General features: G+C 43.4%; 25 protein-coding genes, 4 tRNA genes and 1 pseudogene. 10 read left to right on the plus strand and 20 right to left on the minus strand.

What is annotated here, in order from left to right; all coding sequences use genetic code 11:
- Positions 1–66: 66 nt before the first annotated feature.
- Both EAE93_RS17710 and EAE93_RS25140 read right to left on the minus strand, forming a co-directional pair.
- A pseudogene (locus EAE93_RS17710) lies at positions 67–249 on the minus strand (transposase); the annotation flags it as partial.
- A gap of 43 nt (positions 250–292) precedes the next feature.
- Complete coding sequence (locus EAE93_RS25140; protein ID WP_258151998.1) at positions 293–427, minus strand: hypothetical protein; 135 nt, start codon at positions 425–427, stop codon at positions 293–295.
- Positions 428–581: 154 nt separating this feature from the next.
- On the opposite strand from EAE93_RS25140, the gene EAE93_RS17715 reads away from it, so the two are divergent.
- The 5 genes from EAE93_RS17715 to EAE93_RS17735 all read left to right on the plus strand — a co-directional run bounded on the left by EAE93_RS17715 (position 582) and on the right by EAE93_RS17735 (position 4110).
- Complete coding sequence (locus EAE93_RS17715; RefSeq protein WP_036809950.1) at positions 582–977, plus strand: DUF6088 family protein; 396 nt, start codon at positions 582–584, stop codon at positions 975–977.
- Positions 970–1920: a nucleotidyl transferase AbiEii/AbiGii toxin family protein gene (locus tag EAE93_RS17720; protein WP_036809949.1), complete on the plus strand. Its 951-nt coding sequence runs from the start codon at positions 970–972 to the stop codon at positions 1918–1920. Before EAE93_RS17715 ends, EAE93_RS17720 begins: the two co-directional genes overlap by 8 nt.
- 257 nt (positions 1921–2177) lie before the next feature.
- Positions 2178–2648, plus strand: coding sequence for a thioesterase family protein (locus EAE93_RS17725; RefSeq protein ID WP_036782681.1), 471 nt, complete (start codon positions 2178–2180; stop codon positions 2646–2648).
- Between the two features lie 111 nt (positions 2649–2759).
- A complete protein-coding gene (gene rarD / locus EAE93_RS17730; protein WP_110086236.1) occupies positions 2760–3650 on the plus strand; it encodes an EamA family transporter RarD in 891 nt (296 codons plus the stop codon).
- A 7-nt stretch (positions 3651–3657) separates the two neighbouring features.
- A complete protein-coding gene (locus EAE93_RS17735) occupies positions 3658–4110 on the plus strand; it encodes a GNAT family N-acetyltransferase (RefSeq protein WP_214040234.1) in 453 nt (150 codons plus the stop codon).
- 578 nt (positions 4111–4688) lie between these two features.
- On the opposite strand, the gene corA is transcribed toward EAE93_RS17735, so the two are convergent.
- The 7 genes from corA to lptM all read right to left on the minus strand — a co-directional run bounded on the left by corA (position 4689) and on the right by lptM (position 11377).
- Entirely contained in the window at positions 4689–5639 is a 951-nt protein-coding gene (gene corA, locus EAE93_RS17740) for a magnesium/cobalt transporter CorA (protein WP_036783019.1), read from the minus strand.
- A gap of 95 nt (positions 5640–5734) precedes the next feature.
- A complete protein-coding gene (gene uvrD / locus EAE93_RS17745; RefSeq protein ID WP_455430688.1) occupies positions 5735–7897 on the minus strand; it encodes a DNA helicase II in 2163 nt (720 codons plus the stop codon).
- Between the two features lie 66 nt (positions 7898–7963).
- The gene (yigB, locus tag EAE93_RS17750) at positions 7964–8680 is read right to left on the minus strand and encodes a 5-amino-6-(5-phospho-D-ribitylamino)uracil phosphatase YigB (RefSeq protein WP_214040235.1); all 717 of its coding nucleotides are present in this window, start codon (positions 8678–8680) and stop codon (positions 7964–7966) included.
- Positions 8680–9591: a tyrosine recombinase XerC gene (gene xerC, locus EAE93_RS17755; protein ID WP_046395913.1), complete on the minus strand. Its 912-nt coding sequence runs from the start codon at positions 9589–9591 to the stop codon at positions 8680–8682. Before xerC ends, yigB begins: the two co-directional genes overlap by 1 nt.
- Positions 9588–10292, minus strand: coding sequence for a DUF484 domain-containing protein (locus EAE93_RS17760; RefSeq protein WP_046395912.1), 705 nt, complete (start codon positions 10290–10292; stop codon positions 9588–9590). Before EAE93_RS17760 ends, xerC begins: the two co-directional genes overlap by 4 nt.
- A 27-nt stretch (positions 10293–10319) precedes the next feature.
- On the minus strand, positions 10320–11144 hold the full coding sequence (gene dapF, locus EAE93_RS17765; RefSeq protein ID WP_110086232.1) for a diaminopimelate epimerase: 825 nt from the start codon (positions 11142–11144) through the stop codon (positions 10320–10322).
- A gap of 47 nt (positions 11145–11191) precedes the next feature.
- On the minus strand, positions 11192–11377 hold the full coding sequence (lptM, locus tag EAE93_RS17770) for an LPS translocon maturation chaperone LptM (RefSeq protein WP_110086231.1): 186 nt from the start codon (positions 11375–11377) through the stop codon (positions 11192–11194).
- 78 nt (positions 11378–11455) lie between these two features.
- On the opposite strand from lptM, the gene cyaY reads away from it, so the two are divergent.
- Positions 11456–11773, plus strand: coding sequence for an iron donor protein CyaY (cyaY, locus tag EAE93_RS17775; RefSeq protein ID WP_110086230.1), 318 nt, complete (start codon positions 11456–11458; stop codon positions 11771–11773).
- 31 nt (positions 11774–11804) lie between these two features.
- Here the strand turns inward: cyaY and EAE93_RS17780 are convergent, their stop codons facing one another.
- Positions 11805–14381 carry a class I adenylate cyclase gene (locus tag EAE93_RS17780; RefSeq protein ID WP_214040236.1) on the minus strand — a complete coding sequence of 859 codons (2577 nt, stop codon included), beginning with the start codon at positions 14379–14381 and terminating at the stop codon, positions 11805–11807.
- A 598-nt stretch (positions 14382–14979) separates the two neighbouring features.
- On the opposite strand from EAE93_RS17780, the gene hemC reads away from it, so the two are divergent.
- The 4 genes from hemC to hemY are packed head-to-tail and all read left to right on the plus strand — an operon-like array spanning position 14980 to position 19039.
- Positions 14980–15921: a hydroxymethylbilane synthase gene (hemC, locus tag EAE93_RS17785; protein ID WP_036809918.1), complete on the plus strand. Its 942-nt coding sequence runs from the start codon at positions 14980–14982 to the stop codon at positions 15919–15921.
- On the plus strand, positions 15918–16658 hold the full coding sequence (hemD, locus tag EAE93_RS17790; RefSeq protein WP_110091082.1) for a uroporphyrinogen-III synthase: 741 nt from the start codon (positions 15918–15920) through the stop codon (positions 16656–16658). The genes hemC and hemD overlap by 4 nt, the downstream gene beginning before the upstream one ends.
- A 20-nt stretch (positions 16659–16678) precedes the next feature.
- Complete coding sequence (gene hemX / locus EAE93_RS17795) at positions 16679–17803, plus strand: uroporphyrinogen-III C-methyltransferase (RefSeq protein WP_214040237.1); 1125 nt, start codon at positions 16679–16681, stop codon at positions 17801–17803.
- 3 nt (positions 17804–17806) lie between these two features.
- Positions 17807–19039: a protoheme IX biogenesis protein HemY gene (gene hemY, locus EAE93_RS17800; RefSeq protein ID WP_214040238.1), complete on the plus strand. Its 1233-nt coding sequence runs from the start codon at positions 17807–17809 to the stop codon at positions 19037–19039.
- Positions 19040–19129: 90 nt separating this feature from the next.
- Here hemY and EAE93_RS17805 read toward each other — a convergent pair whose 3' ends face one another.
- The 10 genes from EAE93_RS17805 to wzxE form a co-directional block, all read right to left on the minus strand.
- On the minus strand, positions 19130–19432 hold the full coding sequence (locus tag EAE93_RS17805) for an NINE protein (protein WP_036809912.1): 303 nt from the start codon (positions 19430–19432) through the stop codon (positions 19130–19132).
- 769 nt (positions 19433–20201) lie between these two features.
- Positions 20202–20278 (minus strand) — tRNA-Pro (locus EAE93_RS17810).
- A 31-nt stretch (positions 20279–20309) separates the two neighbouring features.
- Positions 20310–20396 (minus strand) — tRNA-Leu (locus EAE93_RS17815).
- A gap of 15 nt (positions 20397–20411) precedes the next feature.
- Positions 20412–20487 (minus strand) — tRNA-His (locus tag EAE93_RS17820).
- A gap of 75 nt (positions 20488–20562) precedes the next feature.
- Positions 20563–20639 (minus strand) — tRNA-Arg (locus EAE93_RS17825).
- A 157-nt stretch (positions 20640–20796) separates the two neighbouring features.
- The gene (thrP, locus tag EAE93_RS17830) at positions 20797–22173 is read right to left on the minus strand and encodes a bifunctional threonine/serine APC transporter ThrP (RefSeq protein ID WP_214040239.1); all 1377 of its coding nucleotides are present in this window, start codon (positions 22171–22173) and stop codon (positions 20797–20799) included.
- Positions 22174–22429: 256 nt separating this feature from the next.
- Positions 22430–23167, minus strand: coding sequence for a lipopolysaccharide N-acetylmannosaminouronosyltransferase (gene wecG, locus EAE93_RS17835; protein WP_214040240.1), 738 nt, complete (start codon positions 23165–23167; stop codon positions 22430–22432).
- Positions 23158–24537 (minus strand): ECA oligosaccharide polymerase, encoded by a 1380-nt coding sequence (gene wzyE / locus EAE93_RS17840; protein WP_036809904.1) that lies wholly within the window; start codon positions 24535–24537, stop codon positions 23158–23160. The genes wecG and wzyE overlap by 10 nt, the downstream gene beginning before the upstream one ends.
- Entirely contained in the window at positions 24534–25619 is a 1086-nt protein-coding gene (locus tag EAE93_RS17845) for a TDP-N-acetylfucosamine:lipid II N-acetylfucosaminyltransferase (protein WP_214040241.1), read from the minus strand. The genes wzyE and EAE93_RS17845 overlap by 4 nt, the downstream gene beginning before the upstream one ends.
- Complete coding sequence (gene wzxE, locus EAE93_RS17850; RefSeq protein ID WP_214040242.1) at positions 25616–26866, minus strand: lipid III flippase WzxE; 1251 nt, start codon at positions 26864–26866, stop codon at positions 25616–25618. The genes EAE93_RS17845 and wzxE overlap by 4 nt, the downstream gene beginning before the upstream one ends.
- Position 26867 lies beyond the last annotated feature (1 nt).

Below are 26867 nucleotides of genomic sequence, written 5' to 3' on the forward strand. Positions count from 1 at the left end.
TTACGAATCATAATACAATTCATTTTCCTCATTGACCCGATTCAATCGTCCGTCAGGATGTTATTTTTACTTCGCTTGTATTGACAGGTTCGCTCTCCAGAGATAAAAACAACAAAGCATCGCGATCAGCAATGCTATCATATTGATATTTTGAACAATTTCCGCCAAAAGACATTGTATTTGCACTTTCTGCAACCCGCGAAAACGGGCATAACGATGTCCGTGATGTTGCTTCGCATCCGCAATGTAGTGGTCCACTAATTTAGGACCTTTTTCCAAAATTCCTCTTTCTCTACCAGGTAGCGCCATCATTAAAACGGCGCTGACGATACCCGTTATCGAGACAAAACTGTTCCCAAGTTGTGGATAATACGGACACGAACATAAACAGTGTTTGCCACCAACGTATAGGAGTGATTTCGTACATAGTCTGGTAGCAAAGCCCCCCATACTTTATTCACTTTCCTTATCGCGAAACACTATCCGGAAATGTTGGCTACAAAATAGGCTAAGTATCGTATGTTTGCTGTTAAAAATGTCGTATGCTTGCTATGATGAAAAAATAGCCAAAGGAGGACGGCATGACTACAAAAACTCGTATTCAGTCACGACTGAAACGCTCAAAGCGTTATGTTTTCACTCGTGACGATTTCAAAGATCTCTCAGGCTACGATCAGGTTGGTAGAGCACTTCGCGAACTGGTGAAAGAAGGGCAATTACTGAAAGTGGGTTATGGGATCTATACCAAAGCGCGGCAAAACGCGATTACCGGGAAGTTAATGCCTGCGGCACCCGGTGGTTCCGCTGCGGTGGTGATTGAAGCACTGGAACTTCTGAAAGTGGATTATCGCCTGGTAGGGGCCAGCAGTGCCTACAATAACGGTAAATCCACTCAGATCCCCGCTTCGCTGGAAATCAAAACTTCACCGCGTTTTAAGAGAATCTTGTCAGTAGGGAACAGCAAATTAAATGGATGATTTAACAAAATTATTCCCTGATGTTGCGGATGCGTTGGGGATTGAATCTGTCGCAATTGTAGAGAAAGATCATTACATCGTTGAGTTGTTGCGTCTACTCGGGCCTTTGACCTTTTATACCCATCAACTGGTTTTTTCCGGAGGAACTGCGCTGTCGAAAGCGGGAATATCCTTGAACAGGATGTCAGAAGATGTGGATATCAAGTTGGTTCCTGTCGCTGATTTCTCACAACAATACTCCAGGAATCAGCGTAAAAATATCCGTAAAGATATTATTCAGGTAATTACTGAAACGATTATGGCTTCGGGTACTTTTCGTTTTGATGAAGAGCATCCTAAAGTCACTCGGGATGAATATCGTTACAATGAGATTCCAGTGCGTTACCCGCAAGTATACGCACAAGCTCCCTGCTTACGACCATTTATCAAACTGGAATTGATGGAAACGGAGTTGCTTGAAGCACCGGAAGCTCGTGATATTCGTTCACTGATAACAGATTTGACGAACAAGGGCGAAGTGGTGGACGCTTTTCCATGTGCCACCATCGCCAGTACACAGGCTGAAAAGCTGATTTCTATGATACGCAGAACAGCTGCAAGTATGCGGCATCTGGAGCGTGGGGTGGATGAGTCACTGGTACGCCATATCTACGACAATTTTTGTATTGTCAGAGAAAAAGGATCTGATATCCCTGTATTAAAGCGCTTTGTACAGGAATGCATTAAGCAGGATATTGAACGTTACGGTAACCAGTACCCACAGTTCTGCGAATCTCCCATTGAAGAACTAAAAATGGGGCTGGAAGAGTTAGTGAATAATCCTGTTTATAAAGAGCGCTATCAACAATTCGTCGTGCCAATGGTGTTTGATGAACGTCTGGTCTCATGGGAAGAAGCCTGTACCTGTTTCCGCCGAACGGCATTAGATGTGCTTGATGCATAGAGCCAGGGATATGCTCGGATGTTGGTATCTTATCCGACAGTGTTTGTCCTGATTCGAGTCCCAAAACCAAGCGTGACGAAAAAAAGCACAGATCCGTTTCAGCTTACCTATAGTTGTATTCAATTATGTCTATTCAGATTATTACCAGATATTCCTTATGAGCTGGCAAGGTTAGCAATAAAAGCATAATATTAACAAGCCATTAACCATATAAAGTCACATTAGTAACATATATCTTTATTTAGGAATAAAATTAAATGTCTACAACACTACTAACCCTGGAAGAAGCCCGGCAAGTGATTGGTCATGCTTTTGTTCACGATATGCCTTTTAACCAATTATTAGGACTTGAACTAATCCGATTTGAACAAGATTACGTAGAAATACAATTCCGTAACCAAAGTAAACTAGTAGGTAATATCGCACAGAAAATTTTACATGGTGGTGTCATTGCCTCAGTGCTGGACGTATGTGGTGGATTGGTCTGTATCGGTAACGCCTTGACCCGTCTGGTACCCGCATCACTAGAAGAATTAGAAAAACGATTATCAATAATGGGAACGATTGATTTGCGGGTGGATTACCTACGCCCCGGCCGCGGTGAATTATTTACCGCCACCAGTAGCATTATCCGTAATGGCAACAAAGTTTCTGTCGCCAGAGCAGAACTACATAATGAGCAAAGAGCCCATATCGCCAGTGTAACGGCGACCTATCTGGTAGGATAACAATATAATTTTAATCGCTTGCGTAATATTCAGCCCGGTGACATATTATTTCCATGTTAACGGGCTAAAAACCCATTACTTTTCTTCTAATTTTATTAGCATCAGGACGATATGAATAAGCCACAAACTACCAAAGGAGTACTGTACGCCTTCAGTGCCTGTTTTATCTGGGGAATCGCGCCAGTTTATTTTAAACATATCCAGCAAGTACCAGCTGACGAAATCCTGACCCATCGTATTATTTGGTCATTTTTCTTTATGTTGCTATTGCTAACATTAACTCGTCACTGGTCACAGGTAGCCAAAGTTTTCCGTCAACCTAAAAAAGTATTATTTCTGGCCGTAACGGCCACTGTCGTTGCCTGTAACTGGCTGATTTACATCTGGGCGGTGAACCACGGTCATATGCTGGAAGCCAGCCTGGGTTATTTTATTAGCCCATTGGTTAACGTTTTATTCGGCATGCTGTTTCTCAGTGAGCGTTTCCGCCGCACACAATGGGCTGCGGTTATTCTGGCCTTCACCGGCGTGTTAGTCCAGCTATGGCAATTTGGTTCTATACCGGTCATTGGATTAAGTTTGGCTGTCACTTTCGCCCTATATGCCCTGCTGCGTAAGAAGATGAATGTTGACGCTCAAACGGGCATGACGATTGAAACACTGTGGTTACTGCCGATTGCCGCCATTTACCTATTTGGTTTTGCCAACACCCCAACCAGTGATCTAAGTAATAACTCAGCAACTCTCAATTTATTTCTGATTGCCGCGGGCATTATTACTACTGTGCCATTACTGTTATACACGGAAGCCGCTGCCCACCTGCGTCTATCTACACTCGGATTCTTTCAGTATGTCGGCCCAACGCTGATGTTCTTGCTAGCAACCTTGGTTTATGGTGAACAAATAGGCACTGACCGTCTGATTACTTTCGGCTTTATCTGGGCTGCATTAGTGCTGTTTACACTGGATGCCGTGTATACACAGCGTAGATCGCAGAGATAGCAAAATAATGAAAATAACCATCAGATTAGCCAATACAACTGAACAGATCGCACTTGAAGCTCTGCAATTACGGGCGTCTCTTATGTGGGAAGAAGATAGAGAATTATTACTAGCAAATCCCCACATGATAGAACTGCCTATAGAGCATATTGAAGCAGGGTATGTTTATGTTGCAGAACAAGCTAGCGTAATTCTAGGGTTCAGTGTTGTATTGCCTCAATCTGATGGAAATGCTGAACTTGATGGATTATTTGTTGAACCAACCTTTTGGCATCAAGGCATTGGCAAGCGATTGGTGCAAATCGCATTGAATGATCTTCATATAAAAGGCAAAGCATCATTACAGGTGATGGCTAATCCGCAAGCAGAAGGGTTTTATATTGCCCTTGGCTTTAAATATTTGGGAAAAGAATATACTCAATTAGGAACAGCAATTCATGTGATTAAATACATACGATGAAATAAGCTAATTCTATTCTATAAATCAATGCCTTTTATTCGTTACATCCATTTTATCTTTAATAATTAAACACTATTTTTTCAATAAAAACCTTTTAATTTAATTCATTATATTTTTATATCTGATATAAACACTGTAGAATTAATGTTAATAATATTTGAATTAAAGAAATTAAAACTTCAACCATATTAAATGTAGAAAATGATAGTAAAAGCTTCTTTTAACAAAGAAAGCATTCCAATTTAAGCATTTAAGCATTTAAGCATTTAAGCATTTAAGCATTTAAGCATTTAAGCATTTAAGCATTTAAGCATTTAAGCATTTAAGCATTTAAGCATTTAAGCATTTAAGCATTTAAGCATTTAAGCATTTTATAATAATGTCAAGATTGTTTCCACTCAATAATCAATGTTTTAAAATAATAATAAAACCCAATGCCGCACAAAAAGATGATTAAACTATTAACGTATTAACGTATTAACGTATTAACGTATTAACGTATTAACGTATTAACGTATTGTTTTTATATCTCTATTCTATTATGACCGCCATAATAAAACGATTACGGCGGTCATATATTAAAGCCAGTTCTTCCGCTTAAAATAGAGATACGGTGCAAGACCGGCAGCAATCATTAAACCAATTGCGCCCGGATAACCCAATGTCCAGTGCAACTCCGGCATAAATTCAAAGTTCATACCATAACTGGAAGCCACCAGCGTTGGCGGTAGGAATACTACAGAGACAACCGAGAAGATTTTGATAATCCGGCTCTGTTCAATATTGATAAAACCCATTGCCGCCTGCATCAGGAAATTAACTTTCTGAAACAGGGATTCATTATGTGGCAATAGCGATTCAATATCCCGCAGGATTTCACGAGCCTGCTCCAGTTGATCACCCGGCAAACGCGCTCGTCGCACCAAGAAGTTAAGCGCACGCTGAGTATCCATAAGACACAAACGAACCTTCCAGCCGATATCTTCCTGTTCAGCAAGACTGGACAAGGCAATATCAAACTCATCACCTTGTTTCCCTTCCATAATGACCCGGCTCAGGGATTCCAGCACGCTGTAAATATTTTCGATAACATCAGCCAACTGTTCGATCTTGGTTTCAAACAGATCCATCAGCACTTCATAAGCATTGCCATCAACCAATGTCTGATTACGAGCACGCATACGATACAATCGGAACGCAGGGAGCTCCCGCTCTCGCAATGTATAGAGACGACCATCACGAATAGTAAATGCAACTGTTGCGTTGCCAGCATGGTCTTCCGCGTCTTCAAAGTAGAAAAACGAGTGAACGTGTATCCCGTCTTCATCTTCAAAAAAACGCGCCGACGCCTCAATGTCATCCAGTTCCGGTCGGGTTGCCAGAATTTGGCCTAATTCGTTTTGAACTTGCAGCCTGTCTTGTTCTGCCGGTTCAACCAAATCTACCCATAAGGAATCAGATAACTTTTCTCCCTCTTCAAACTCAAGACGGAGCAGGCGATTATTCTCTAATTTAAATGCGCTCAGCATGTATCATAAGTCTCCTTTACTCCCTACGTGATCGTAAGGCGCGAATGTTACGCTTAGAAGAAAAAGCCTGTCAACATTCAACCTGGATATTATTTTCAGACCATTTCAAGTCTGGCATAAGCAGCAACCAGCCACTTAATCCCTTCCCCTTGAAACGCGATTTGTAATCGGCTATGTTCACCACTCCCCTCCATATTGACAATGGTTCCTTCACCAAATTTAGGGTGACGAACACGTTGTCCAAGGGCATAACCGCTATCATTGGCACTGATAGGCGTGCCCAACCGACTATGGCTAACTGGACGAGATACTGTCGCTCGTAACCGAACTTCTTCAATACATTCTGACGGCAGTTCCCCAATAAAACGAGATGGCCGATGATAAACCTCTTTACCATATAAACGGCGGCTTTCTGCATAAGTGATGGTTAGCTTTTCCATTGCACGTGTCAGACCCACATAAGCCAAACGACGTTCCTCTTCCAGACGTCCACCCTCTTCAATCGACATCTGGCTTGGGAACATGCCTTCTTCCATGCCAACAATAAATACTTGTGGGAACTCCAGTCCCTTAGCCGAATGCAATGTCATTAGTTGCACTGAATCCTGATAGGCATCAGCCTGACCTTCTCCCGATTCCAGCGCGGCATGGGAAAGAAACGCCTGCAATGGCGTCAAATCTTCATCCTCTTCCTGATAGCTAAACTGGCGAGTCGCGGTAACAAGTTCTTCAAGGTTTTCAATACGTGCCTGCGCTTTTTCACCTTTCTCCTGTTGATACATCGCTCGCAGGCCAGAATCACGGATAATCCTGTCAGTCTGAACATGCAATGGCATCTCTTCAGTTTCTGTCGATAACGCGTCAATCAGTTCAATAAAACGTTGTAAGGAAGCAGCGGCACGCCCGGCCAGCACTTTCTCTTGCAGCAATATCTGGCAACAGTCCCACAAGGTTTGCTGCCGCTCCCGCGCCGCCTGGCGCACAATATCTAACGTTCTGTCACCAATACCACGAGTGGGCGTATTCACTACACGTTCAAACGCCGCGTCGTCATGACGATTGGCGATCAGACGCAAATAAGCCAGTGCATCTTTAATTTCCTGACGTTCAAAGAATCGTTGACCACCATAAATACGGTACGGCATTGATGCCTGTAACAGCGCCTCTTCCAATACACGAGATTGAGCGTTGCTGCGGTAAAGTATGGCGCAATTTTTCAGAGCGCCCCCATTTTCAAGCCAGTTTTTAATCCGGCTAACCACATAGCGGGATTCATCCAGTTCATTGAATGCACAATAAAGGGAGATTGGTTCACCCTCTACGCCATCAGTCCACAGATTTTTACCCAAGCGATCACTGTTATTGGCAATCAATGTATTGGCAACTTTCAAAATATTACTAGTGGAACGGTAATTTTGCTCCAAACGGATAGTTTCCGCACCAGAAAAATCTTTCAGGAAACGCTGAATATTCTCAACTTGCGCCCCACGCCAACCATAAATAGATTGATCATCATCCCCGACAATCATCACTTTGCCTGTTTCCCCTGCCAACAGATGAATCCAGGCATATTGAATACTGTTAGTGTCCTGAAATTCATCCACCAGAATATTAGTAAAACGGCCACGGTAATGTTGCAGGATCTGAGGTTTATTCAGCCACAACTCATGCGCTCGCAGTAAAAGCTCGGCAAAATCCACTAACCCGGCCCGATCACAAGCCTCCTGGTAAGCTTGATAAATTTTCTGCCATGTCGCCTCAACAGGATTGCCATAACTTTCAATATGTTGTGGCCGCAATCCTTCATCTTTTTTGCCATTGATATACCACATGCCTTGACGAGCCGGCCATTGTTTATCATCCAAATTCATCGCTTTGATAATGCGTTTAAGCAAACGATGCTGATCTTCGCTGTCAAGAATCTGAAAATCCTGTGGCAAATTGGCATCCAAATGATGCGCTCGTAACAAACGATGGGCCAAACCGTGGAACGTACCAATCCACATGCCGCCTTGACTGGTGCCGATCAAGTTTTCAATCCGATGGCGCATCTCCGCAGCCGCTTTATTGGTGAAGGTCACGGCCATAATGGAAAATGGCGAAGCCTTCTCCACCGACAACAACCAAGCAATTCGGTGTACCAACACCCGGGTTTTTCCACTCCCCGCGCCAGCTAATACCAACATATTGGTCCGCGGAGCAGCTACAGCTTCCCGTTGTTTGTCATTCAGACTTTCGAGCAGATAGGAGACGTCCATAGTTACCATCAATTGATTAGACAGCGACCCAAGGTTGCTGTGTTTTTATACAGAATAATTTCTTGATTATATCAATGCTGTCAAAGAAGCCAAATTGTAAATCTCAATGTGAGGCAGCAGGCGGCTTTCCGTTGTCTGCAATAGCTTTTTGTTCTTAGTATTTATCCAACAAGCCTGCATACCACTACGCAGCGCCCCTGCCACATCAGTATTCAAATCATCACCGACATGTAAGATTTGACCAAGCGGTAAATCCAGGCGATCCGCAGCCAAACGGTACATATCGCTGCAAGGTTTTGAGCGCCCGTCAGGGCCAGCTTTCAGCACAAATTTAAAATAAGGAGCCAAACCACAGGCGGCAGGTTCCGCATTACCATTAGTAATGGCGACTAGCGGCATCTGTTCAGCAAGTGCCGCCAGAGTTTTATGTGTTGATTCAGGAATATCAATCCGATTACGCCAGAGTGTGAAATGCGCCATGACATCATCGGCCCCTCGATCAGCGTCTTCACCACTAAAACCGTAATGACAAAACATCAACCTTGAACAGTGCCAACGCCATAAAGTCATGTCATGATAAATTTCAGGATACTGCTCCAATGTCAATTCACGGAAAGCATATAGATCCTGATAATTAAGGTGACTGAACCTAGGATCATACTGCCGTACAAAATTCAGTACTTCCTCTTCTGTCTTATCCATGACTGGGTGATTATCATACAGAGTATCATCTAAATCAAATGTCATCGCTAACACTGGCGCAAGAGGCCGGTAAAAACGCATTACGATTTCCCCCGTTTGGCTCTGGGATGGGCTACATCATACACTTTTGTCAAATGCTGGAAATCCAAATGAGTATAGATTTGTGTGGAGGATAAGCTTGCATGGCCCAGCAATTCCTGAACTGCGCGTAAATCACCGCTGGATTCCAGAATATGAGTGGCAAAAGAGTGGCGCAATTTATGAGGATGAATATGGCTGCTCATTCCCTGGCGTATTCCCCACTGCGCAAATCGTTTTTGTACATTACGGGCTGATATCCGCCGCCCACTCTTTGAGACAAAAACAGCATTATCTTCCGGCTCGAAGAGTTCCCGCATCGCCAACCAACGATTAAGCCATTCAACCGCGGTACGTCCCAAAGGGACTTTCCGCTCTTTACTGCCTTTACCTGAAACCCATACTTCTCCACTTTCAAGATCCAGATGCTGGCAATCAAGGCCCACCAACTCCGACAAACGTAATCCAGCACCATACATCACTTCCAACATCGTCCGGTCACGCACCGATAATGGATCATTAAAATCGATATTCAGCAGTTGGTTCACTTCATCCACATCGATATTTTTCGGCAAATGACGCTTAGTTCCCGGCGTGCTGACGGTTTTACTCGGGTTAACGGAAATTTCGCCTTGAATCACCTGCCAATCAAGGAAGCTACGCAAGGAAGATAAACGCAACGCCAAGCTCGCTGACTGTAAACCAGCCCGACGACTACGCGTTACCAACATTCTCACTTTCGCGGGATCAAGATCTTTCCATTGGCTGACGCCCATTTCTAAAACCATCTCAGCCAATGTGACAAGATGGCGACGGTAATTGATGATAGTCACTGGACTTAACCGACGCTCTACCCTGAGGTAGCGCAAAAATGCCTCAATCGGCTCCAGTAACCGGTCAATTTCCTGCATCATATGCGTTTAATCCAACGAGATAATATATCCGGCAATAACTTAGCCAGATGCTCAAGCATGTCAGTTCCCATGCCTTCTTGATAATGTTGATGGTTCCGGCTGTTAAATATCACCATACCCAGTTCGCCCCTCGTTCCCAGTAGAGAGACGGCAACCGAACCTACCTGCCGAACTTGCGGCAACAATAATAAAATTTCCGACCCATTTAGCATACCGAGATAGTGGCTTTTATTACCAAAACGCTGAATACGGATTGGTTCAAAAGCATTGCGAGAAAGCGCTAAATTAGGTGCGTCAAGTGGTGCGCCAATATGCCATTTATCATTGAAAAGACGGATGCTGGCACTATTTAACCCCATATTCTTAGCCCATGCACTTAACCGACTAAGCATATCTTGCAAACTCTCTGCCGCAACCAAATCAATCAGTAATTTAAGCAACTGCTCAAACAGTTGTTCATTCACTCTAGCCTGTTCCATGAGCCGAGTTATATCTTCTTCCAGATAAGCAATCCGCGCTCTCTGGCGGTTCATATACCATTCAACCAAAGAAACCGTTTCTCGTACCGGGTGAGGAACCCGCATCTGTTCAACGACACATGCATTACGGATAAAGAAATTGGGGTTTTCCAGCAAATAATCCACGACAGTCTGATCATCAAGTATCTCATTGATGTTAAACTGCTCTTCTTTTTTCTCCATCTCCGATGCTCCGCAGCTCAGAATCAATTACAGATGAATTGTGCCATCATAAACATGCGTCGCCGGCCCCGTCATATAGAGCGGTTTTCCCGGCCCGTCCCAACAGATCAACAGTGAGCCTCCCGGCAAATCTACCCGAACATGGTTGTCGAGCAATTGCTGCTGAATGCCCACTGCTACCGCTGCGCAAGCACCACTGCCACAAGCTTGGGTTTCCCCAACGCCACGTTCATAAACCCGCAAGCGGATATGACCACGGTTTAAAATTTGCATGAAACCAATATTCGCCCGTTCAGGAAATCTTTCGTGGCTTTCCAACGCTGGCCCCAAAATTTCTACTTCGGCCGTTTCCACGTCCGGCACTTGAATAATACAATGAGGATTCCCCATAGAGACAACACCACAAAGAACCGTTCTCTCTACTACCCGTAAAATATAGGTTTTTTCTGACTTTAGCGCACGAAATGGCACATGATGCGGCTCAAATTCAGGTTCCCCCATATTAACGCAAACCTGATCATCATTGGTGATGCTCAACATCATCCGCCCCGATTGCGTGCTGACTTTAATATCACGCTTATTAATTAAGCCTTTAAGACGGACAAAACGGGCAAAACAACGCGCTCCATTGCCACACTGTGCAACTTCACTACCATCAGCATTAAAAATACGATAGTGAAAATCCATATCTGGATCATAAGGCGCTTCAACAATTAACAACTGATCGAAGCCCACACCAGTATGTCTATCTGCCAAACGGCAGATTAGCTCTGGTGAGAAATAAACATTTTGGGTCACAGCATCAACGACCATAAAGTCATTACCCAGACCATGCATTTTGGAGAACTGCATATAATGCTCCACGTAAGCCGTAGTCATTGACTATCGGCTTATCTCGCTTATTTCTGAGAGGTGCTATCCACTTTCTGCCCTTGTTGCTCAGTATTCGCGGGAATCTGAGACGCAGCTGTCGCCTTCTCGGTTGATGGTTGTTCTGGAGGAAAATAGAGAGGACCTTTTAGTCCACAGCCGGAAAGTATAAATAAGGTTACGATAGCCAGAAATCCGCGTAATTTTTTCTTCATTGCATTAATGCCTGTAATTCATACGTCAATATTCTCTATAATCGCAGTTAGACCTCGAAAAGCAAATAGGAAATGAAGATGAACGACAGTGAATTTCACCAGTTAGCTGACCAACTAATGTTTTATATCGAAGGGCAGTTGGATAATTACGATGGCGATGCTGATATCGACTGTGAAACCAATGGCGGTGTCATGACCCTGAGCTTTGATAATGACAGCAAAATTATTATCAATCGTCAGGAACCTTTCCATCAAATCTGGCTGGCAACCAAAGGCGGCGGCTATCATTTTGACTACAAAGAAAGTCAGTGGATTTGTGACCGCAGCGGTGACAATTTTTTAACCATGCTAGCACACGCCATCACCGAGCAAAGTGGCGAACAGTTCAGCTTTTAATGCTTGAACCTACCCCGCGCCGCGGGGTAAATCAGTAATGAGACACAGAACGATAAAATTCTGACCGCTCTTCTCTATCATTCTCACCATCATGAGTCACACACAAATGTGAAAAAGATGATCCACTAAATGGAATAACCTGAATCTGCCCTTCCATTTGGACGATCTGATAAAACTGCGGCAAGTTAAAGTTGATAAAACTTGATCCGTAGGTAAACCGATCATGAGATGAAGAATAAAACCGACTGACGTCGCGTACCAATTCTTCCTTACTGCCCTCACAATGAGAATAGATTTCTACCCGGTTGGTTTCATCCAGAATATAGATATTAAAACTTTTACTATCTTGTGTATTTTCGAAGAAAAATTGAATAATGCCCTCGCTGGCAAAACCATCAACCACCGCGGGCAAATGTGTCTCTTTGGTATTAATTTTCACCGGCAACCCATGCAATTTGTTATTAGAAATTGCCCCATAGAATTCCACGGCATTTTCCAATTTCTGCACAGATACATTAAGACGTTCAAAGAACAGCCCCCAAGTCTGGCCGGCAATGCGTAATGCTTTAAAACGACCTGGGTCCTGACGATTGCTGGATAAACGTAATTCAATACATTCAGATACCAGTTGCTGGATTCGAGTTCGGATAAGTCCTCGTAAATGCTCGCTGTAACAGAATACCTCAACTGCCGCTGGCGGTGCGGCATCTTGATGCATCTTGCCCAGAATGGTCTTCAACGCTTCCAGCACAGCTTGTTCACCACTAAAGTGCAAGGTCCGCACTTCATTCCATGAATTACGGTAAAGCAAGTCAATACTTTCCACCAAACACTGTTGTGATTCACCAAAACTGAATACATCAAGCTTACGGAAATCAAAATGTACAACCTGATTAGAGAACTCAGCCGTCGGATCTTTCTCCAAATTGACAATAATTGCCAAATGGCGAATTTCACACGGACTATAAAGTGCTTTCGGTGTCGGCGCTGGCAAACGGATGGGGAAATGAGCGGAAATATCATTAATCAATTCATGCAGTTTCAACTCATCACATTGGGTGTCGCCATGATGAATATGGACACACGATTTTTCCGTTAACAAGCCATTAAAGTAGGTCCACGACACCAGTTTATTGAGATAACGATTATATTCCAGAGGTTGATGACCAATAATCGATCCAATATTCGGCGCCTGATTGTAAAGATACCAACCGCTGCGGTTCGCACGTCCTTGAGGAACATAGATAAATGTTAAATTTGTCTCTGACAGGTCTGGCGAAATTTGCGGATTAACCAGCGTTACTTTTCCTGGCAATGCTTCAAATGCAGCATAAAGTTTACGCGTCAGCACACCAATATCCTGTGGACTGGCACTGACACTCAGATTATTACGGCGGGCAAAACGGATAAGATTACGATAGCTCTGCATCATGGTATCAAGCAGTTCATTATGCGCATCACGAACCTGTTCAATTTTCCATGAGTTGCGGTTATCCAAAATTTTCAACCGATCTGGTTCCCACTTCCACTCATAGACCAGTTGGGTTAGAACCTGGCGTCGCCAGCCAATGCAACCTTTATCATCCTGATTAAGAGAGAGCTTTTCACAAACTTTTAAATAAAAACATCGACGTATTAGATCTAAACGGGTCGTATCGTTAATTTCCGTCAGATAACGGGTAACACGCTCAAGCATCATACTGTATGCATCAAGGCCAAAGGAGACTATTTCACCAGCATGCAAGCGCTGTTTCATATCCATTGCCAGTAACTTACCATTGGGATATTCCCAAGAATAGGCTTCCAGTAATAAGCTTTTTAATACGGCTTTATAAGGGGAATCGATACTTTTGTAGAGTTGCCATAAGCTAGCGCCAAAATACTCTTCAGCGGATAGTTCACCCAATCCACCGAGATCAAGCCACTCATTTGGCGTCAAAACACCTTGCGCATAAAGGGATAAAACATATTCATCATAATGACGTTCTTCTTCTACGGGCACCATTTCCCATAACAAACGCTTACCCGCCATACGTACCGCGGTACGGTAAAATTCATCAAGTAATAGAATATGCTGAGTAGAACCGCAGTCCTCACCGCCGAGACTACCACTCGCGTTATGGCGAAAGCGGTTTTCATCAATAAGAAAAAAATTAACTTCAATACCAAGCGCTGCCGCCCACTGTTCAATAAGAGTACACTTACGTTGCAGTAAAAGGCGCTCATCATTATCCAGCCATGACTGATGACATACCCAGATATCTAAATCAGAACAACCACTCTGCCCGATTGATGAGGTACTGCCCATTGAGTAAATACCGGTAATAGGCAGTTCACCATTGGCAGGCTGTTCTATGAAGTGATCTAATTTACTTTCTAAATCATTAAGATAAGATTTTTGTGCTTCATCATGCACGAAAAAACATACGCCATAGGGAACATTACCGTTAATGTAGCCTGGCATCATCGGATGATGATAATGCAGTAATACTGGCAGTAAACTGTATACCTGCTTAAATTCCGCACTCATGGCGGTAGAGGCGCGTTCTAACCTGAGTTGGTTTATCGCATCCAGTCTCTGCTTCAGTGTTTCGATATAAAGGTACAAGACGTCTCGCCCAATTGAGTTCCAGTGCCCAGATAAATCCCCCGTTTCCGGTTGTTATAGCTTGATGGAATTATTTAGAATGATTTTTACCAATTTATTACCGGAAACGTGATCAATTTAACACCTTGTCGATAAACCGTAAAGTCAGTAAAGCAATTGAATTGCGATGTGCTATCGTACGAAAAATCAAATAATACATTGTTATATATGGAAATAATCAAAAAACCCATACCGTTTATACTTTCTTATACGAAAGAAATTTTCTCCGCCCATTTTTCCAAGCTAATACGCATAATACCTTGTTATCATCAATCCGATGAAAATGACTCCGTTGGCTATATTTTAATTAATGATTCTTTTCATTCGCGATTCCTTAATTACAGAAATAGTTTACTGAAAAAGTTAATTCATAATTAAATCAATCTATTTTCATTGCTATAAAAATAATTTAAAAATTAAAATTTATTTTACAATTTAACATAACCGGCATATCTTCTTCTTAGCCCCTCGCTGGAAAAAAAACGGCTGAAGTGTTAAAACGAGTGCTATGTTTTTCATTTATATGATGGCTGAAAGGGCCTGAGAAATACAAACATCTATGTCAACTAAAACCATCCGTATCGCAACCCGGCAAAGCCCTCTGGCTATGTGGCAGGCGCTGTATGTTCAGCAAAAACTACAACAATGTCACCCAGATCTGAAAGTTCAACTGGTCCCGATGGTAACCAAGGGCGATGTTATTCTGGACACGCCTCTGGCAAAAATCGGAGGAAAAGGGCTGTTTGTCAAAGAGCTAGAATTAGCTCTGCTTGAGGGCCGAGCCGATATCGCTGTCCATTCAATGAAAGATGTCCCGGTCTCTTTTCCAGAAGGGTTAGGTCTGGTCACTATTTGTGAACGTGATGATCCTCATGATGCTTTCGTCTCTGCCAAATATCCTTCTCTTGATGAATTGCCAACAGGCAGCATTGTCGGCACATCAAGTTTACGCCGTCAGTGTCAACTCCGTGAATTACGTCCTGACCTGATTATCCGTGACCTTCGGGGCAATGTTGGAACCCGCCTGAGCAAGTTGGATAATGGTCACTATGATGCAATCATCCTCGCCGTCGCAGGATTGAAAAGGTTAAAACTGCATGAGCGTATCCGTACGTCATTGACGGCAGAACAATCATTACCTGCCGTTGGTCAAGGAGCGGTAGGAATTGAATGCCGCCTTGACGACCAACAAACACAAACTCTGTTAGCGCCATTAAACCACTATGATACAGAAATCTGTGTTCTTGCCGAACGTGCGATGAATACCCGGCTAGAAGGAGGCTGCCAAGTACCAATAGGTAGCTATGCCGTTTGGCAGGATGGGAAAATCTGGTTACGGGCATTGGTTGGCGCACCTGATGGCAGCGTTATGATTCGCGGTGAGAGAACGGCTTTACCAAAAGATGCTTGCCAGGCAGGAATTGAATTGGCAGAAGAGTTGTTAGAGCGGGGCGCGCGGGAAATTCTAACCGAAATTTATCGAGGAAATCCCCCCACATGAACATTCTGGTGACTCGCCCTGCTCCTGCCGGAGAGGAACTAGTCAGAAAGTTACAGGCTGCGGGAAAAACAGCTTTCAGCGCACCTTTAATCAATATTCACCCCGGTTCAGAGCTGCCACAGCTCGCTGAGAAGCTTAACCATCTAAATACCTGTGATATGGTATTTCTGTTGTCAAAAAATGCAGTTTATTATGCAAACTCACAGTTAAATAAAATTAATCTGTCATGGCCCGGCAAGCTGATTTATTATGCTATTGGCAGATCAACCGCTCTGGCTTTTCATCAACTAACGGGTATAAATGCTATCTGGTCATCAGAGGGTGAGACCAGCGAAATCCTGCTAAAACTACCATCACTACATCAGGTTGAAAATAAACAAGCTTTGCTGCTCAGAGGAAATGGCGGACGTGAACTTATTGCCCGGACGCTGACAGAAAGAGGCGCCACAGTTAATTATTGTGAATGTTATTTCCGCCAGCCAGTAGACTACCCGGCAGCAGAATTCAGTGCCCACTGGCAAAAGTATGGAGTACAAACTTTAGTTGTAACCAGTGGCGAAATACTGCAACTGTTATATAACTTAATACCCGAAAGTGATCGAAACAGGTGGTTATTGCATTGCCGCCTGATTGTGGTAAGCGAGCGTCTTGCACATACCGCCCGGAACTTGGGCTGGCAGGATGTTAAAGTTGCAAAAAGTGCAGATAACGACGCCTTAATTCAGGCACTAGAATAAACTGACATGGGATGCCCACTATGACGGAGCAAAAACAGTCCGCCGAGACAGTTGAACAAACAAAAACTACGGTTGAAAACTCGCAACAGCCCGAAACCGAGCCTCAAAAGCAAAAACGTTCTGGCACGCTAAAAAACATGATTGCTATTGCAATCATGCTGGCAATCGGCGGCGGTCTTTATTATTACGGACAGCAACAAAGCCATTTACTGAGTGCGGAGAACCATGAGCTACGCCAACAACTGGAATCACTGAAACAACAGCAGTCACAGGATAAACAGCATATTGAAGCGCTGTTTAAAGAACAATCACAGGCTTTAAGCCATTTCTCCGCACAAAATGAGCAACTGGGTAATAGCCTACAAGAGTTACAGGCCAAAATCTCTGCGTTATCCAGTTCTGATGTAAAAAGCTGGCTACTAGCACAAGCTGATTTTTTGGTCAAAATGGCAGGCCGGAAATTATGGAATGATCAAGATATAGTCACTGCCGCGGCTCTGTTGAAAAATGCCGATGCCAGTCTCGCTGAAATGAATGATCCAAGCTTGATTGAAATCCGTCGAGCAATTACACAAGACATCAGTACATTATCCGCCATTAGTCAGATTGATTTTGACGGCATTATCCTGCGAGTTAATCAGCTTTCTAACCAGGTAGATAACCTGCGTCTGGCTGACAATACAACCGATGGCTCGCCAATGGACGAAGATAATGATGAATTAACCGGTACGTTATCTGAATGGCGCCAGAATCTGAGCAAAAGCTGGAAGAGTTTCATGGATAATTTCATTACCATCCGTCGCCGGGATACCGCAGCAGAGCCATTACTGGCGCCAAATCAAGATATCTATCTACGCGAGAATATCCGAGCCCGCCTGTTGATTGCCGCCCAAGCAATACCACGTCATCAAGGTGAAGTTTTTAAACAGTCATTAGAAACGGTTTCAACTTGGGTTAGAGCTTACTTTGATATCAACGATCCCAATACCAAAGCATTCCTGGAAGAAATCGATTCATTAAGCCAACAGCCTGTTTCCATCACTGCGCCAGACCAACTTTCAAGCCAGCCTTTACTGGAAAAATTGATGCAAACCCGGGTTCGCAGCTTACTTTCCCAATCCTCTGACACCAATCAGGAGGGTTAAGTTATGCTGAAAGTTCTATTACTGTTTGTGGTACTCATTGTTGGTATTGTGCTTGGCCCAATCGTTGCCGGCCATCAGGGATATGTTCTGATTCAAACCGACAATTACAACATTGAAACCAGTGTTACCGGCCTGTTCATTATATTTGTTCTTTTACAACTGGCACTCTGCCTCATTGGCTGGTGCTACCGTAGAGTTATACGCACAAGCTCACGTACCCGTGGCTGGTTCCTTGGACGCAAACGCAGCCGTGCCCGTGCTCAAACAAAAGCAGCGCTGATCAAACTGGCAGAAGGTGATTTCAAACAAGTTGAGCAATTACTGACCCGTAACGCTGATCATGCAGAACAACCTGTGGTCAACTATTTACTGGCGGCTGAAGCAGCTCAACAACGCGGGGATGAATTCCGTACCAATCAATATCTGCAACGTGCGGCAGAAGTCGCAGACAATAATCAGTTACCGGTGGACATTACTCGTGTACGCATTCAACTTGCGCAAGGTGAAATTCATGCAGCCCGTCATGGTGTAGACAAGCTATTAAATCAGGCTTCGCGCCATCCAGAAGTCTTACGCCTGGCTGAACAAGCTTATATGAAATCAGGAGCTTACCAGTCACTGATTGATATACTACCGGTAATGGAAAAAATCCATCTACATGATGAGTTACAAATTCACAAATTGCGCCAGCAAGCCTATATCGGTCTGATGAATCAGTACATGGCAGAACAAGGCAGCGAAGGCTTAAAACGTTGGTGGCATGATCAAAGCCGAAAAATTCGCCATGATGTGGCTTTACAAGTTGCAATATCTGAACATTTAATTGAATGTGATGACCATGAGACGGCACAAAAGATCATTTTGGAAAGTTTAAAACGCCAATACGACGAACGTTTACTCTTATTGATCCCACGCTTAAAAAGCGAAGATCCAAAGCCGATACAAAACGCGCTAGATCATCAGTTAAAACAACATGGTTCAACTCCCCTGCTAAACAGTACGCTTGGACAAGTTGCTTTGCGTCACGGAGAATGGGAAAAAGCAGTAAAAGACTTTAAAACCGCATTAGCCCAACGTCCTGATGCACATGATTATGCCTGGTTAGCAGATGCATTGGATAAACTGCGTAAACCTGAAGAGGCCGCACAAGTTCGGCGCGAGGGATTAATGCTCACTTTGAAGCGCGAGAGTAATGTAGTGAAGAGTGATCTCGTTAATAGCAATAGTATCAGCTAGCACTGTAACGTTGTGATCTCTCATCCATTGCCATTTTTATTAGCAAACCTTCATGCCGCTGATTAAAAATGCCCCACACGGGGCATTTTTCTAACCATATTTTCTGGCAAAATCTTCATCGGAAGTGCAAAGATAAATAATAAATTCAATAAATGCGATAAGTACAGGGATAAATGTCCAGCAAAATAGCAGATATAAAACCCCCATACCGATTTTGCCCAGATAAAATTTATGAGCGCCAATGTAACCAAGAAAAAACGCCAACAGTGCAGCAACAATTCGGTTTTTACTACCAGAAGAATAAGCCTTTATCATTGCGCCACAATGTGGGCATGATTGTGCAGACTCATGCAACATTCGACCACAACCAAAGCATCCAATCATTTTTGACATTAATATTTCCCTTAAGATAAGTTTAGGAACGAAGTAACCGAATTAATTTTATAGCAAAAAACTAACCATCATATTTTCAGTTGTGTTTATATTAGATAGTAATACCTAAACAGTATATAAACCTACCAAATATATCTTTTAGAAATAAAAAAAACACCTACCTTAAAAACAAAGATAGGTGTACAAATACAATCAGGTCTACAGACGGATAGTGCCTCACTCAACGTTGAGTCCGGCCGGCGATGAAAAGAAAGTTATATCTTACTCATCTGTGACATGGACAATAGGCACCGATAATCGGCTCTGCATCATCCCTGGGTTTATGAAGCATATGCAATCATAAGAAATAGGATGAGCATCTACTCCTATAATAATGCATTTAGCGTGCCAACTTTTATTCAAATGAAAGCTGCCTCGCTTCATCAGCTATTTCTCTATTTATTACAACAAGAAATCGAATCACCACAAAATCCATTTTATGCACTGTCTCTTATTTGAGACAAAACATAAGGCATTTATTATTTTCATTATAATTCAATTCGTTATAAGTCTCTTATTTGAGACAGCCAATATATCAATTGTCGTCAAAATACAAAAAATAAGAAATTCCCATATAAAACAAATAGTTATTTTCAAAAAATAATCCACTAAATTTTCATCAGCAGAGAACAACTTGAAGGTACATGGATAGGATAAGGAAACAAAAAGTCGGGGGGGACAAAAGGGATAAAACGCAAAAAACCCTGCAATGCAGGGTTCTTTTAGAATTTGGTCGGCGAGAGAGGATTCGAACCTCCGACCCACTGGTCCCAAACCAGTTGCGCTACCAAGCTGCGCTACTCGCCGAAATTTTCTGTATCTTCTTTTCTCTTTTTTATGGTGCGAAAGGGGGGACTTGAACCCCCACGTCCGTAAGGACACTAACACCTGAAGCTAGCGCGTCTACCAATTCCGCCACCCTCGCGTGTCATAAAAAAGATGGGGTGGCTAATGGGACTCGAACCCACGACAACTGGAATCACAATCCAGGGCTCTACCAACTGAGCTATAGCCACCATAACAGCTATTTACTGCTAAATACTTAACTACCAACAGCGTAATACACCACCGCAGCTCTTGCACGCAAATAATGGCGCGCCCGACAGGATTCGAACCTGAGACCTCTGCCTCCGGAGGGCAGCGCTCTATCCAGCTGAGCTACGGGCGCTTAACGCCGTTGCGGATGGGGATAGTACGGATTTAATGATCTACTGTCCAGCGCTTTTTTAAAGAAATGATGCGTTTGATTACACCTTGTTCATTTCGTAGATAAAGCCAGCCCTTAATTTCCCTACTCACTACCACTGTGACAGTAAATCAGTCGATCAGACCTTGAGTTTTTTACCGTTAAAAAACGTCACCAACCAATAAATCAGTGACACTATCAACAAAAATCCCCCACCTACCAGCAATGAGAAACGGGTATCCGGGTTAATTGCCATACCAATCAACACACAACATAAAAATGCCAATGTCAGATAATTGACATAGGGGAACAGGATAGATTTAAAACCATGTTGTTTCAGTGCTTGTTGATGGTGCTGACGAAAACGCAATTGGCTCATCAGAATAACAAACCACGGCACCATTCCCGGTAACACGCTGGCACTGTATACATAAACAAAAACCGCCTGCGGATTTGGGATCAAGTAATTCAAACTAGAGCCTACTATCAAGCACAGGATTGTAATAGCAATACAGATTACCGGCACCCCATTCTTTGACAATTTCGTCAGTGATGAAGGTAGCTGACGGTTTTGTGCCAGCGCATAGAGCATCCTTCCACCACTGTACATGCCGCTGTTACAGCCGGAAAGCGCAGCCGTCAATACAACAAAGTTAATCACGGCTGCCGCTGAGGTGATCCCGACTTTGGTAAATGTCATTACAAACGGGCTGCCCTGTGAACCCACTTCTGTCCACGGAAATAATGTAACGACAATAAAGATCGCGCCCACGTAGAAAATCAGGATACGCCAGAGAATATTGTTAATCGCTTTCTTCAATGTCACCTGAGGGTTCTTCGCTTCCCCCGCAGTGATACCAACCAACTCCACCCCCTGATAAGAGGCAACCACAATACAGAGCGCAAACAAAAACCCTTGCCAATCACCCGCAAAGAAACCGCCATGCGCAGTCAGATTATCTAACCCAATAGGCTGCCATTGATTACCAATACCGAAAAATATCAATCCCAAACCAATCAGGATCATGACGATAATTGTGGTCACCTTAATCATCGCAAACCAAAATTCCAGCTCACCATAAAGACGTACCGCCGCAAGGTTAGCCAAAGCAACCAATGCCACCGCAATCAATGCAGATACCCACTGGGGCAGTTCAGGGAACCAGAACTCAGCATAAACCCCGATAGCCGTTATTTCTGATATTCCTACCGCTACCCACATAAACCAATAGCCCCAAGCGGTGAGGCATCCCCAATATGGGCTGAGATATTTATGCCCAAAAGAGGCGAAAGAACCTGTGACAGGTTCAAGAAACAGCATTTCTCCCATCGATCGCATAATGAAAAAAACAAAAATTCCGGCAATAATATAAGCCAGCAAAACGGAAGGGCCAGCCCATTTCAGTGTACTAGCCGAGCCCATAAACAGACCGACACCAATTGTGCCGCCTAATGCGATCAGCTCTATATGACGGGCTTCTAAGCCCCGTTGCAAGCTATGTTGTTGATCTGCCATAAATTCCCTGTCCATTGTTATATGTTGTAATGTGTAAATAAAAACGCACAAGACTGATGTTAATCAGCCATAAAAAGGTCAGGGATCAAAACATGTTTTTCCACTGAGTGGAATAAAAAATTATCCAATAATTAACTACAAATAGTGAAAACCCGGCAGGATCAAACTGTTAGATAAATATTGTGGAATAAATTCATTGTATCGACTGACGAAAGCATCACCTGTCGAAAATTCACACAACAGGCAAGAAGCGGATTTACAGACGACCACTGTAATAATATCCAAGAAATTTCAGTAATTTAAACTGGCGACGAATACGGCTCGGTTGTGATAACAAGCGATAAAGCCATTCAAGCCCCAAATTCTGCCATGCTTTTGGCGCACGTTTTACATGGCCGGTAAATACGTCATAAGTACCGCCAACTCCCATATACAACGCATCCGAATGAATTTTTCGACAGTCACGCATAAAAACTTCCTGTTTAGGCGATCCCATTGCAACTGTCACAATCGCCGCACCGCTGGCATGAATCCGTTCAAAAACAGCATTACGTTCTTCTGGCGTGAAATAACCGTTCTGGCTGCCAACAATATTGACGTTCCACTGAGCTAGCAGTTTACTTTCCGTCTGTTCCAATATCTCTGGTTTACCTCCAACCAGAAAAATAGGCGTGCCTTCTTTGCCGGCACGCTCCATGATGGCTTCCCATAAATCAGCACCCGCTACACGAGAAATTTCAGCACCCGGGTATTTACGGCGAATAGCACGTACAATACTGATACCATCAGCATACAGATATTCTGCGTCACTCAGCAGTGTACTTAAAGCTTGATCTTCCTCTGCCGTCAGAACTTTTTCCGCATTAATCGCAACTAAAGTACCCGTTTTTACCTGTCCGCGTTGAAAAATATGGTCAAGAAAGTGCGCCATATCGCGGAAGCCCCAAATATTCAAACCACGAATACTGTATTTAGGAATATTGTTTAGCTCCATTTTCTTTCCTCACATTGCAGCGGACGTTTTTGTGATACAACCAAGTTGCTAGTCAGATACTTTTTAATCAGCCCCGCACTCTCAAATAACCAGTACAACAACTTAGCAATTACCAGACATAAGCCAAAAATAATACAGAAAAACACCACACGGGAAACAAATGAATCCACTCCTTCGCGAGCTAACACAATCATGTTGAAGATCGCGCCAAAGCAAAATGCCTGCAAGATAGCGGCCTTATAACGATTAGTCTCCTGTTTTCCTAATTCATAAATCCAGTCAAACCACTTAATTATCAATCCAACAACAATCGCACCAACCGGAATAAACAACACGCCCCCCATCACAACCAGAGAGCCTATCAGAGTCGGGGAGATTGCCAGACCAGAGTGGTTATCCAGTACTTCCCAAGTAAAATAATTCGCAGAATTCAACACAGCATCAGGTCGTCCTGGCCAAAGCCAACTTGGAATAAAGACATAGAAATCACGGATAATAGGCGCTAACCCCTGAAAATCAATTTTGTCGTAGTTATTCAGCAGTAACGCAAAATTTTCCCACGGTGAGAAAGTATCCCTTGTCAGGTAGAGGAAAGTATAAAACGCTTCTGCACCACTGACATCCAAACTATAACGTTTGAGCGCCAACCAAAACATGCCAACAATCCCTATTGCACCCGCCGTTACCAACATCCACAAGGTTATCCAACCACGCACAATGCCAATAAACAGAAACAACGCGAACGCAATGATAATATTAGCCCGTGTTCCGCCAACAATGACATAAGTCAGTATCCCAAAAGCAACTGTGCTCATCAGAAAAAACAGCCAACGTAACTGTGTCGGCTTCAAGAAATAGACCACCAACATGGCAGGAATAAAGAAGTAAAAGAACCGTTTTAGGGCAACACCGGAAACCTGACTGGAAAAAATTTGACTGTACGACTGTAACTTAAACAGTAGAAAACCATTTTGCATAAAGAACAGCCCCACTGTCACCACCGCAACTGATGCCAGTAGTAACCATGTAAAGTTAGTTTCTACCCGGTTCATGGTAAATACCGGTGCTTTAGGCTGTATAGACGGCTTTCTTAGCCGTGTTTTATAACTGACGTAATAAATACCATAAAAACAGGTCGAAGCCAGTAGAGCATGTAGTAAGGCATCAACAGGCACCACTTCAACATCAAATTGGAAAACTAATAGACACGTCAGCGGGAAGCCAAAATAGAATGTCAGCAAATAAAGCAATGAGAAGAATATATTAAAATTAAAACGTACACGCCGGAATTCCTGATAAGTCAACGTCAGGATGAAAACCAGTGATATCAAGTAAACAACAAATAATCCGCCAAACTGCGTTAAAGTCATTGCTGCTCTCCCACCGCTTTCGCTAGCGCCTGCCGCCAGCCATCAATAAAGTTCGGGCTAAAGAAAGCTATCGAGTTTCTGTCTAAAGAGAGCATCTGCCGTTGCGCTTCCGCAATCAGCTGGTTATCTAAAGGATCACCAGCGAAAAACACCGGCACTTGCTGTTCTGTCAAATCTTGCCAAAAAAGATTCTGACGACTGAGTACAAATGGCACGCCAAATTGTATCAACAGACAAATTGTTCCAATCCCTTGCTGGCGATTAAACATGAAATACCCTAAATCACAACGGCTCAGTAATGCCAGATAATCATCAAACGCCATATTTTGCTTAATAATGTTCAAATTTTCTGGCCGGAACAGTGATAAAGCAGCTTGTTCGACCTGATTAATATAAACCTGATTGTTTTCGGGATAACCCATTGGGATAATGATTCGCACCTTATCGCCAAACTGTTTATGAATAGTTTTCAATGCCGTAATATGGCGGTTCGATCGATCACCGGAATTCCCCAACAAAATGGTCATTTTGCCATCTTCAACAGGTGTTCTTTCTGCAATTGCCAAAGCAGGTTCCATTCTGGTTGGAAAATAGAGCAATGATGTTGGTACGTTCGGATGATGTTGAGAATAAAAATAGAGATCTCCACGAACCGCAAACACATGCCCTACCCGACGCTGTGCCAGACGACGCAAGAAATAGAATAGACGGAATTTTAACTGATTGGAGTCTTCATACAGATCAGCACCCCAGGCATGCCACCAAAACTGATTACGTTTGATTTTTCCTGACAACAGCGCCAACCACAAACTTACATTAAATTGGCCGTGAAAAAAAAACCGACAATCTCTATCTGAACGGGCTTGAACAATAACAGCCTGCGCCAGAGATTTTTTACTGTCGAAGAATTCCATCTCCAATGCCGGGCAATCATCCAATAAAGCTCGATTCCTGGTCACCACCATAAACTTCGGTTTGGCTAAAAAACCAATTTCTTGTGCTAAGACGTCATTAAAAAAGCGCAATACTGTTCGATTGTGATGTGGAATATCAGATCCCAAAACATGAATTAGGGTTGTCATGCTCGCCTACGATAAATAAGAAATGCACCACAACAAAGGGTGAAATAAATAATGTAAGTTGCCATATAGGCTTGCGCTGCACCTAATGCTCCGTTTACAGGAATGAGCCAGTGGGCAAAACCAGTAAGCAATAAAAACTGGCTAACTTCTGTCAACACATAAAAACGCAACGCAGCCTTAGCAATCACCAGATAGCCAAAAACATAAGCGCCCACTTTCAGAACATCACCCACCAACTGCCAGGCAAAGAGATCACGCATAGCAGTAAATTTGTCAGAAAACAGTAACCAAATGGCAAAATCACGCAACAGCCATACAGTAAAACTTGCAACCGCCACAGCAGGCAAAACAAATTTCAGCGCCTTAACTATCTCGTTTGATATTTCGCTCTTACCCTGCAACCGTGAAAGCGTTGGCAACAGATAAACAGTAAAAGATGCTGTGATAAATTGCAGGTAAGCATCGGAAATACTGCTTACACCTTGCCAGATACCCACATCGTGCCAACTATAATGCGCTGCCAGCAGATTTCGCATCATAATGTAGGCAACCGGTAAAGTAATAGAAGTCAGCAGAGCCATAAGGGTAAATTTGCCAAGCTGACCAGCCAGTACCTTATCCCACATGGGCTTAAAACTTGAAATAGATACCGCTTTGAGACGCCAAACCATCAATCCCGCGGGAAATATAATTAATGCAGGCACTAAAGCCAAACCCGCCAAGGCACCTTCATACCCACCAAGGAAAAAACAGAGATAATAGGCCATCACGCCAATCACGCTACCTAAAATAATCGCCAACGCATTCCTCTGGGCATCTCGGTATCCTTTCAAAATAGCCAAGAAATAGTTGGCAAAAGCAATCCCCATTTGAATAAAGGCGAGTGCTTGCACAACGGGCTCATAATCTTGATGACCAAATAACCCAATACTGATAGCACCGCTAAACAGCAAAAAAATTACCGCCAACAGCGTGGAAAACCCAAGGATAATGGCAGAAGATGTTCCCAGTACCGCACGCAATCTTTCCGGCTGCTGTTGATATTCAGCTACATATTTAGTCACGCCATTAAAAATACCAGCGCCAGCCAACACCCCAAGCACAGTGATAAGTTGACGGAAATTACCCGCCTGCCCAACCCCACTGGGGCCAAAAGCAACCGCCAGTAATTTAACGATCAAAAGCCCCACACCGATTTTTATCAGCGTGGAGCCCGCAGTCCATATTGATGCTTTAGCTAACGACATA

The sequence above is a fragment of the Photorhabdus akhurstii genome (assembly GCF_018448925.1).
Lineage (GTDB): Bacteria > Pseudomonadota > Gammaproteobacteria > Enterobacterales > Enterobacteriaceae > Photorhabdus > Photorhabdus akhurstii.

What these genes read in the sequence shown, in the direction of transcription:
- EAE93_RS25140 (WP_258151998.1), bottom strand. Translation starts at nt 427, where the DNA reads ATGTACGAAATCACTCCTATACGTTGGTGGCAAACACTGTTTATGTTC.
- EAE93_RS17715 (WP_036809950.1), top strand. Translation starts at nt 582, where the DNA reads ATGACTACAAAAACTCGTATTCAGTCACGACTGAAACGCTCAAAGCGT.
- EAE93_RS17720 (WP_036809949.1), top strand. Translation starts at nt 970, where the DNA reads ATGGATGATTTAACAAAATTATTCCCTGATGTTGCGGATGCGTTGGGG.
- EAE93_RS17725 (WP_036782681.1), top strand. Translation starts at nt 2,178, where the DNA reads ATGTCTACAACACTACTAACCCTGGAAGAAGCCCGGCAAGTGATTGGT.
- rarD (WP_110086236.1), top strand. Translation starts at nt 2,760, where the DNA reads ATGAATAAGCCACAAACTACCAAAGGAGTACTGTACGCCTTCAGTGCC.
- EAE93_RS17735 (WP_214040234.1), top strand. Translation starts at nt 3,658, where the DNA reads ATGAAAATAACCATCAGATTAGCCAATACAACTGAACAGATCGCACTT.
- corA (WP_036783019.1), bottom strand. Translation starts at nt 5,639, where the DNA reads ATGCTGAGCGCATTTAAATTAGAGAATAATCGCCTGCTCCGTCTTGAG.
- uvrD (WP_455430688.1), bottom strand. Translation starts at nt 7,897, where the DNA reads ATGGACGTCTCCTATCTGCTCGAAAGTCTGAATGACAAACAACGGGAA.
- yigB (WP_214040235.1), bottom strand. Translation starts at nt 8,680, where the DNA reads ATGCGTTTTTACCGGCCTCTTGCGCCAGTGTTAGCGATGACATTTGAT.
- xerC (WP_046395913.1), bottom strand. Translation starts at nt 9,591, where the DNA reads ATGATGCAGGAAATTGACCGGTTACTGGAGCCGATTGAGGCATTTTTG.
- EAE93_RS17760 (WP_046395912.1), bottom strand. Translation starts at nt 10,292, where the DNA reads ATGGAGAAAAAAGAAGAGCAGTTTAACATCAATGAGATACTTGATGAT.
- dapF (WP_110086232.1), bottom strand. Translation starts at nt 11,144, where the DNA reads ATGCAGTTCTCCAAAATGCATGGTCTGGGTAATGACTTTATGGTCGTT.
- lptM (WP_110086231.1), bottom strand. Translation starts at nt 11,377, where the DNA reads ATGAAGAAAAAATTACGCGGATTTCTGGCTATCGTAACCTTATTTATA.
- cyaY (WP_110086230.1), top strand. Translation starts at nt 11,456, where the DNA reads ATGAACGACAGTGAATTTCACCAGTTAGCTGACCAACTAATGTTTTAT.
- hemC (WP_036809918.1), top strand. Translation starts at nt 14,980, where the DNA reads ATGTCAACTAAAACCATCCGTATCGCAACCCGGCAAAGCCCTCTGGCT.
- hemD (WP_110091082.1), top strand. Translation starts at nt 15,918, where the DNA reads ATGAACATTCTGGTGACTCGCCCTGCTCCTGCCGGAGAGGAACTAGTC.
- hemX (WP_214040237.1), top strand. Translation starts at nt 16,679, where the DNA reads ATGACGGAGCAAAAACAGTCCGCCGAGACAGTTGAACAAACAAAAACT.
- hemY (WP_214040238.1), top strand. Translation starts at nt 17,807, where the DNA reads ATGCTGAAAGTTCTATTACTGTTTGTGGTACTCATTGTTGGTATTGTG.
- EAE93_RS17805 (WP_036809912.1), bottom strand. Translation starts at nt 19,432, where the DNA reads ATGTCAAAAATGATTGGATGCTTTGGTTGTGGTCGAATGTTGCATGAG.
- thrP (WP_214040239.1), bottom strand. Translation starts at nt 22,173, where the DNA reads ATGGCAGATCAACAACATAGCTTGCAACGGGGCTTAGAAGCCCGTCAT.
- wecG (WP_214040240.1), bottom strand. Translation starts at nt 23,167, where the DNA reads ATGGAGCTAAACAATATTCCTAAATACAGTATTCGTGGTTTGAATATT.
- wzyE (WP_036809904.1), bottom strand. Translation starts at nt 24,537, where the DNA reads ATGACTTTAACGCAGTTTGGCGGATTATTTGTTGTTTACTTGATATCA.
- EAE93_RS17845 (WP_214040241.1), bottom strand. Translation starts at nt 25,619, where the DNA reads ATGACAACCCTAATTCATGTTTTGGGATCTGATATTCCACATCACAAT.
- wzxE (WP_214040242.1), bottom strand. Translation starts at nt 26,866, where the DNA reads ATGTCGTTAGCTAAAGCATCAATATGGACTGCGGGCTCCACGCTGATA.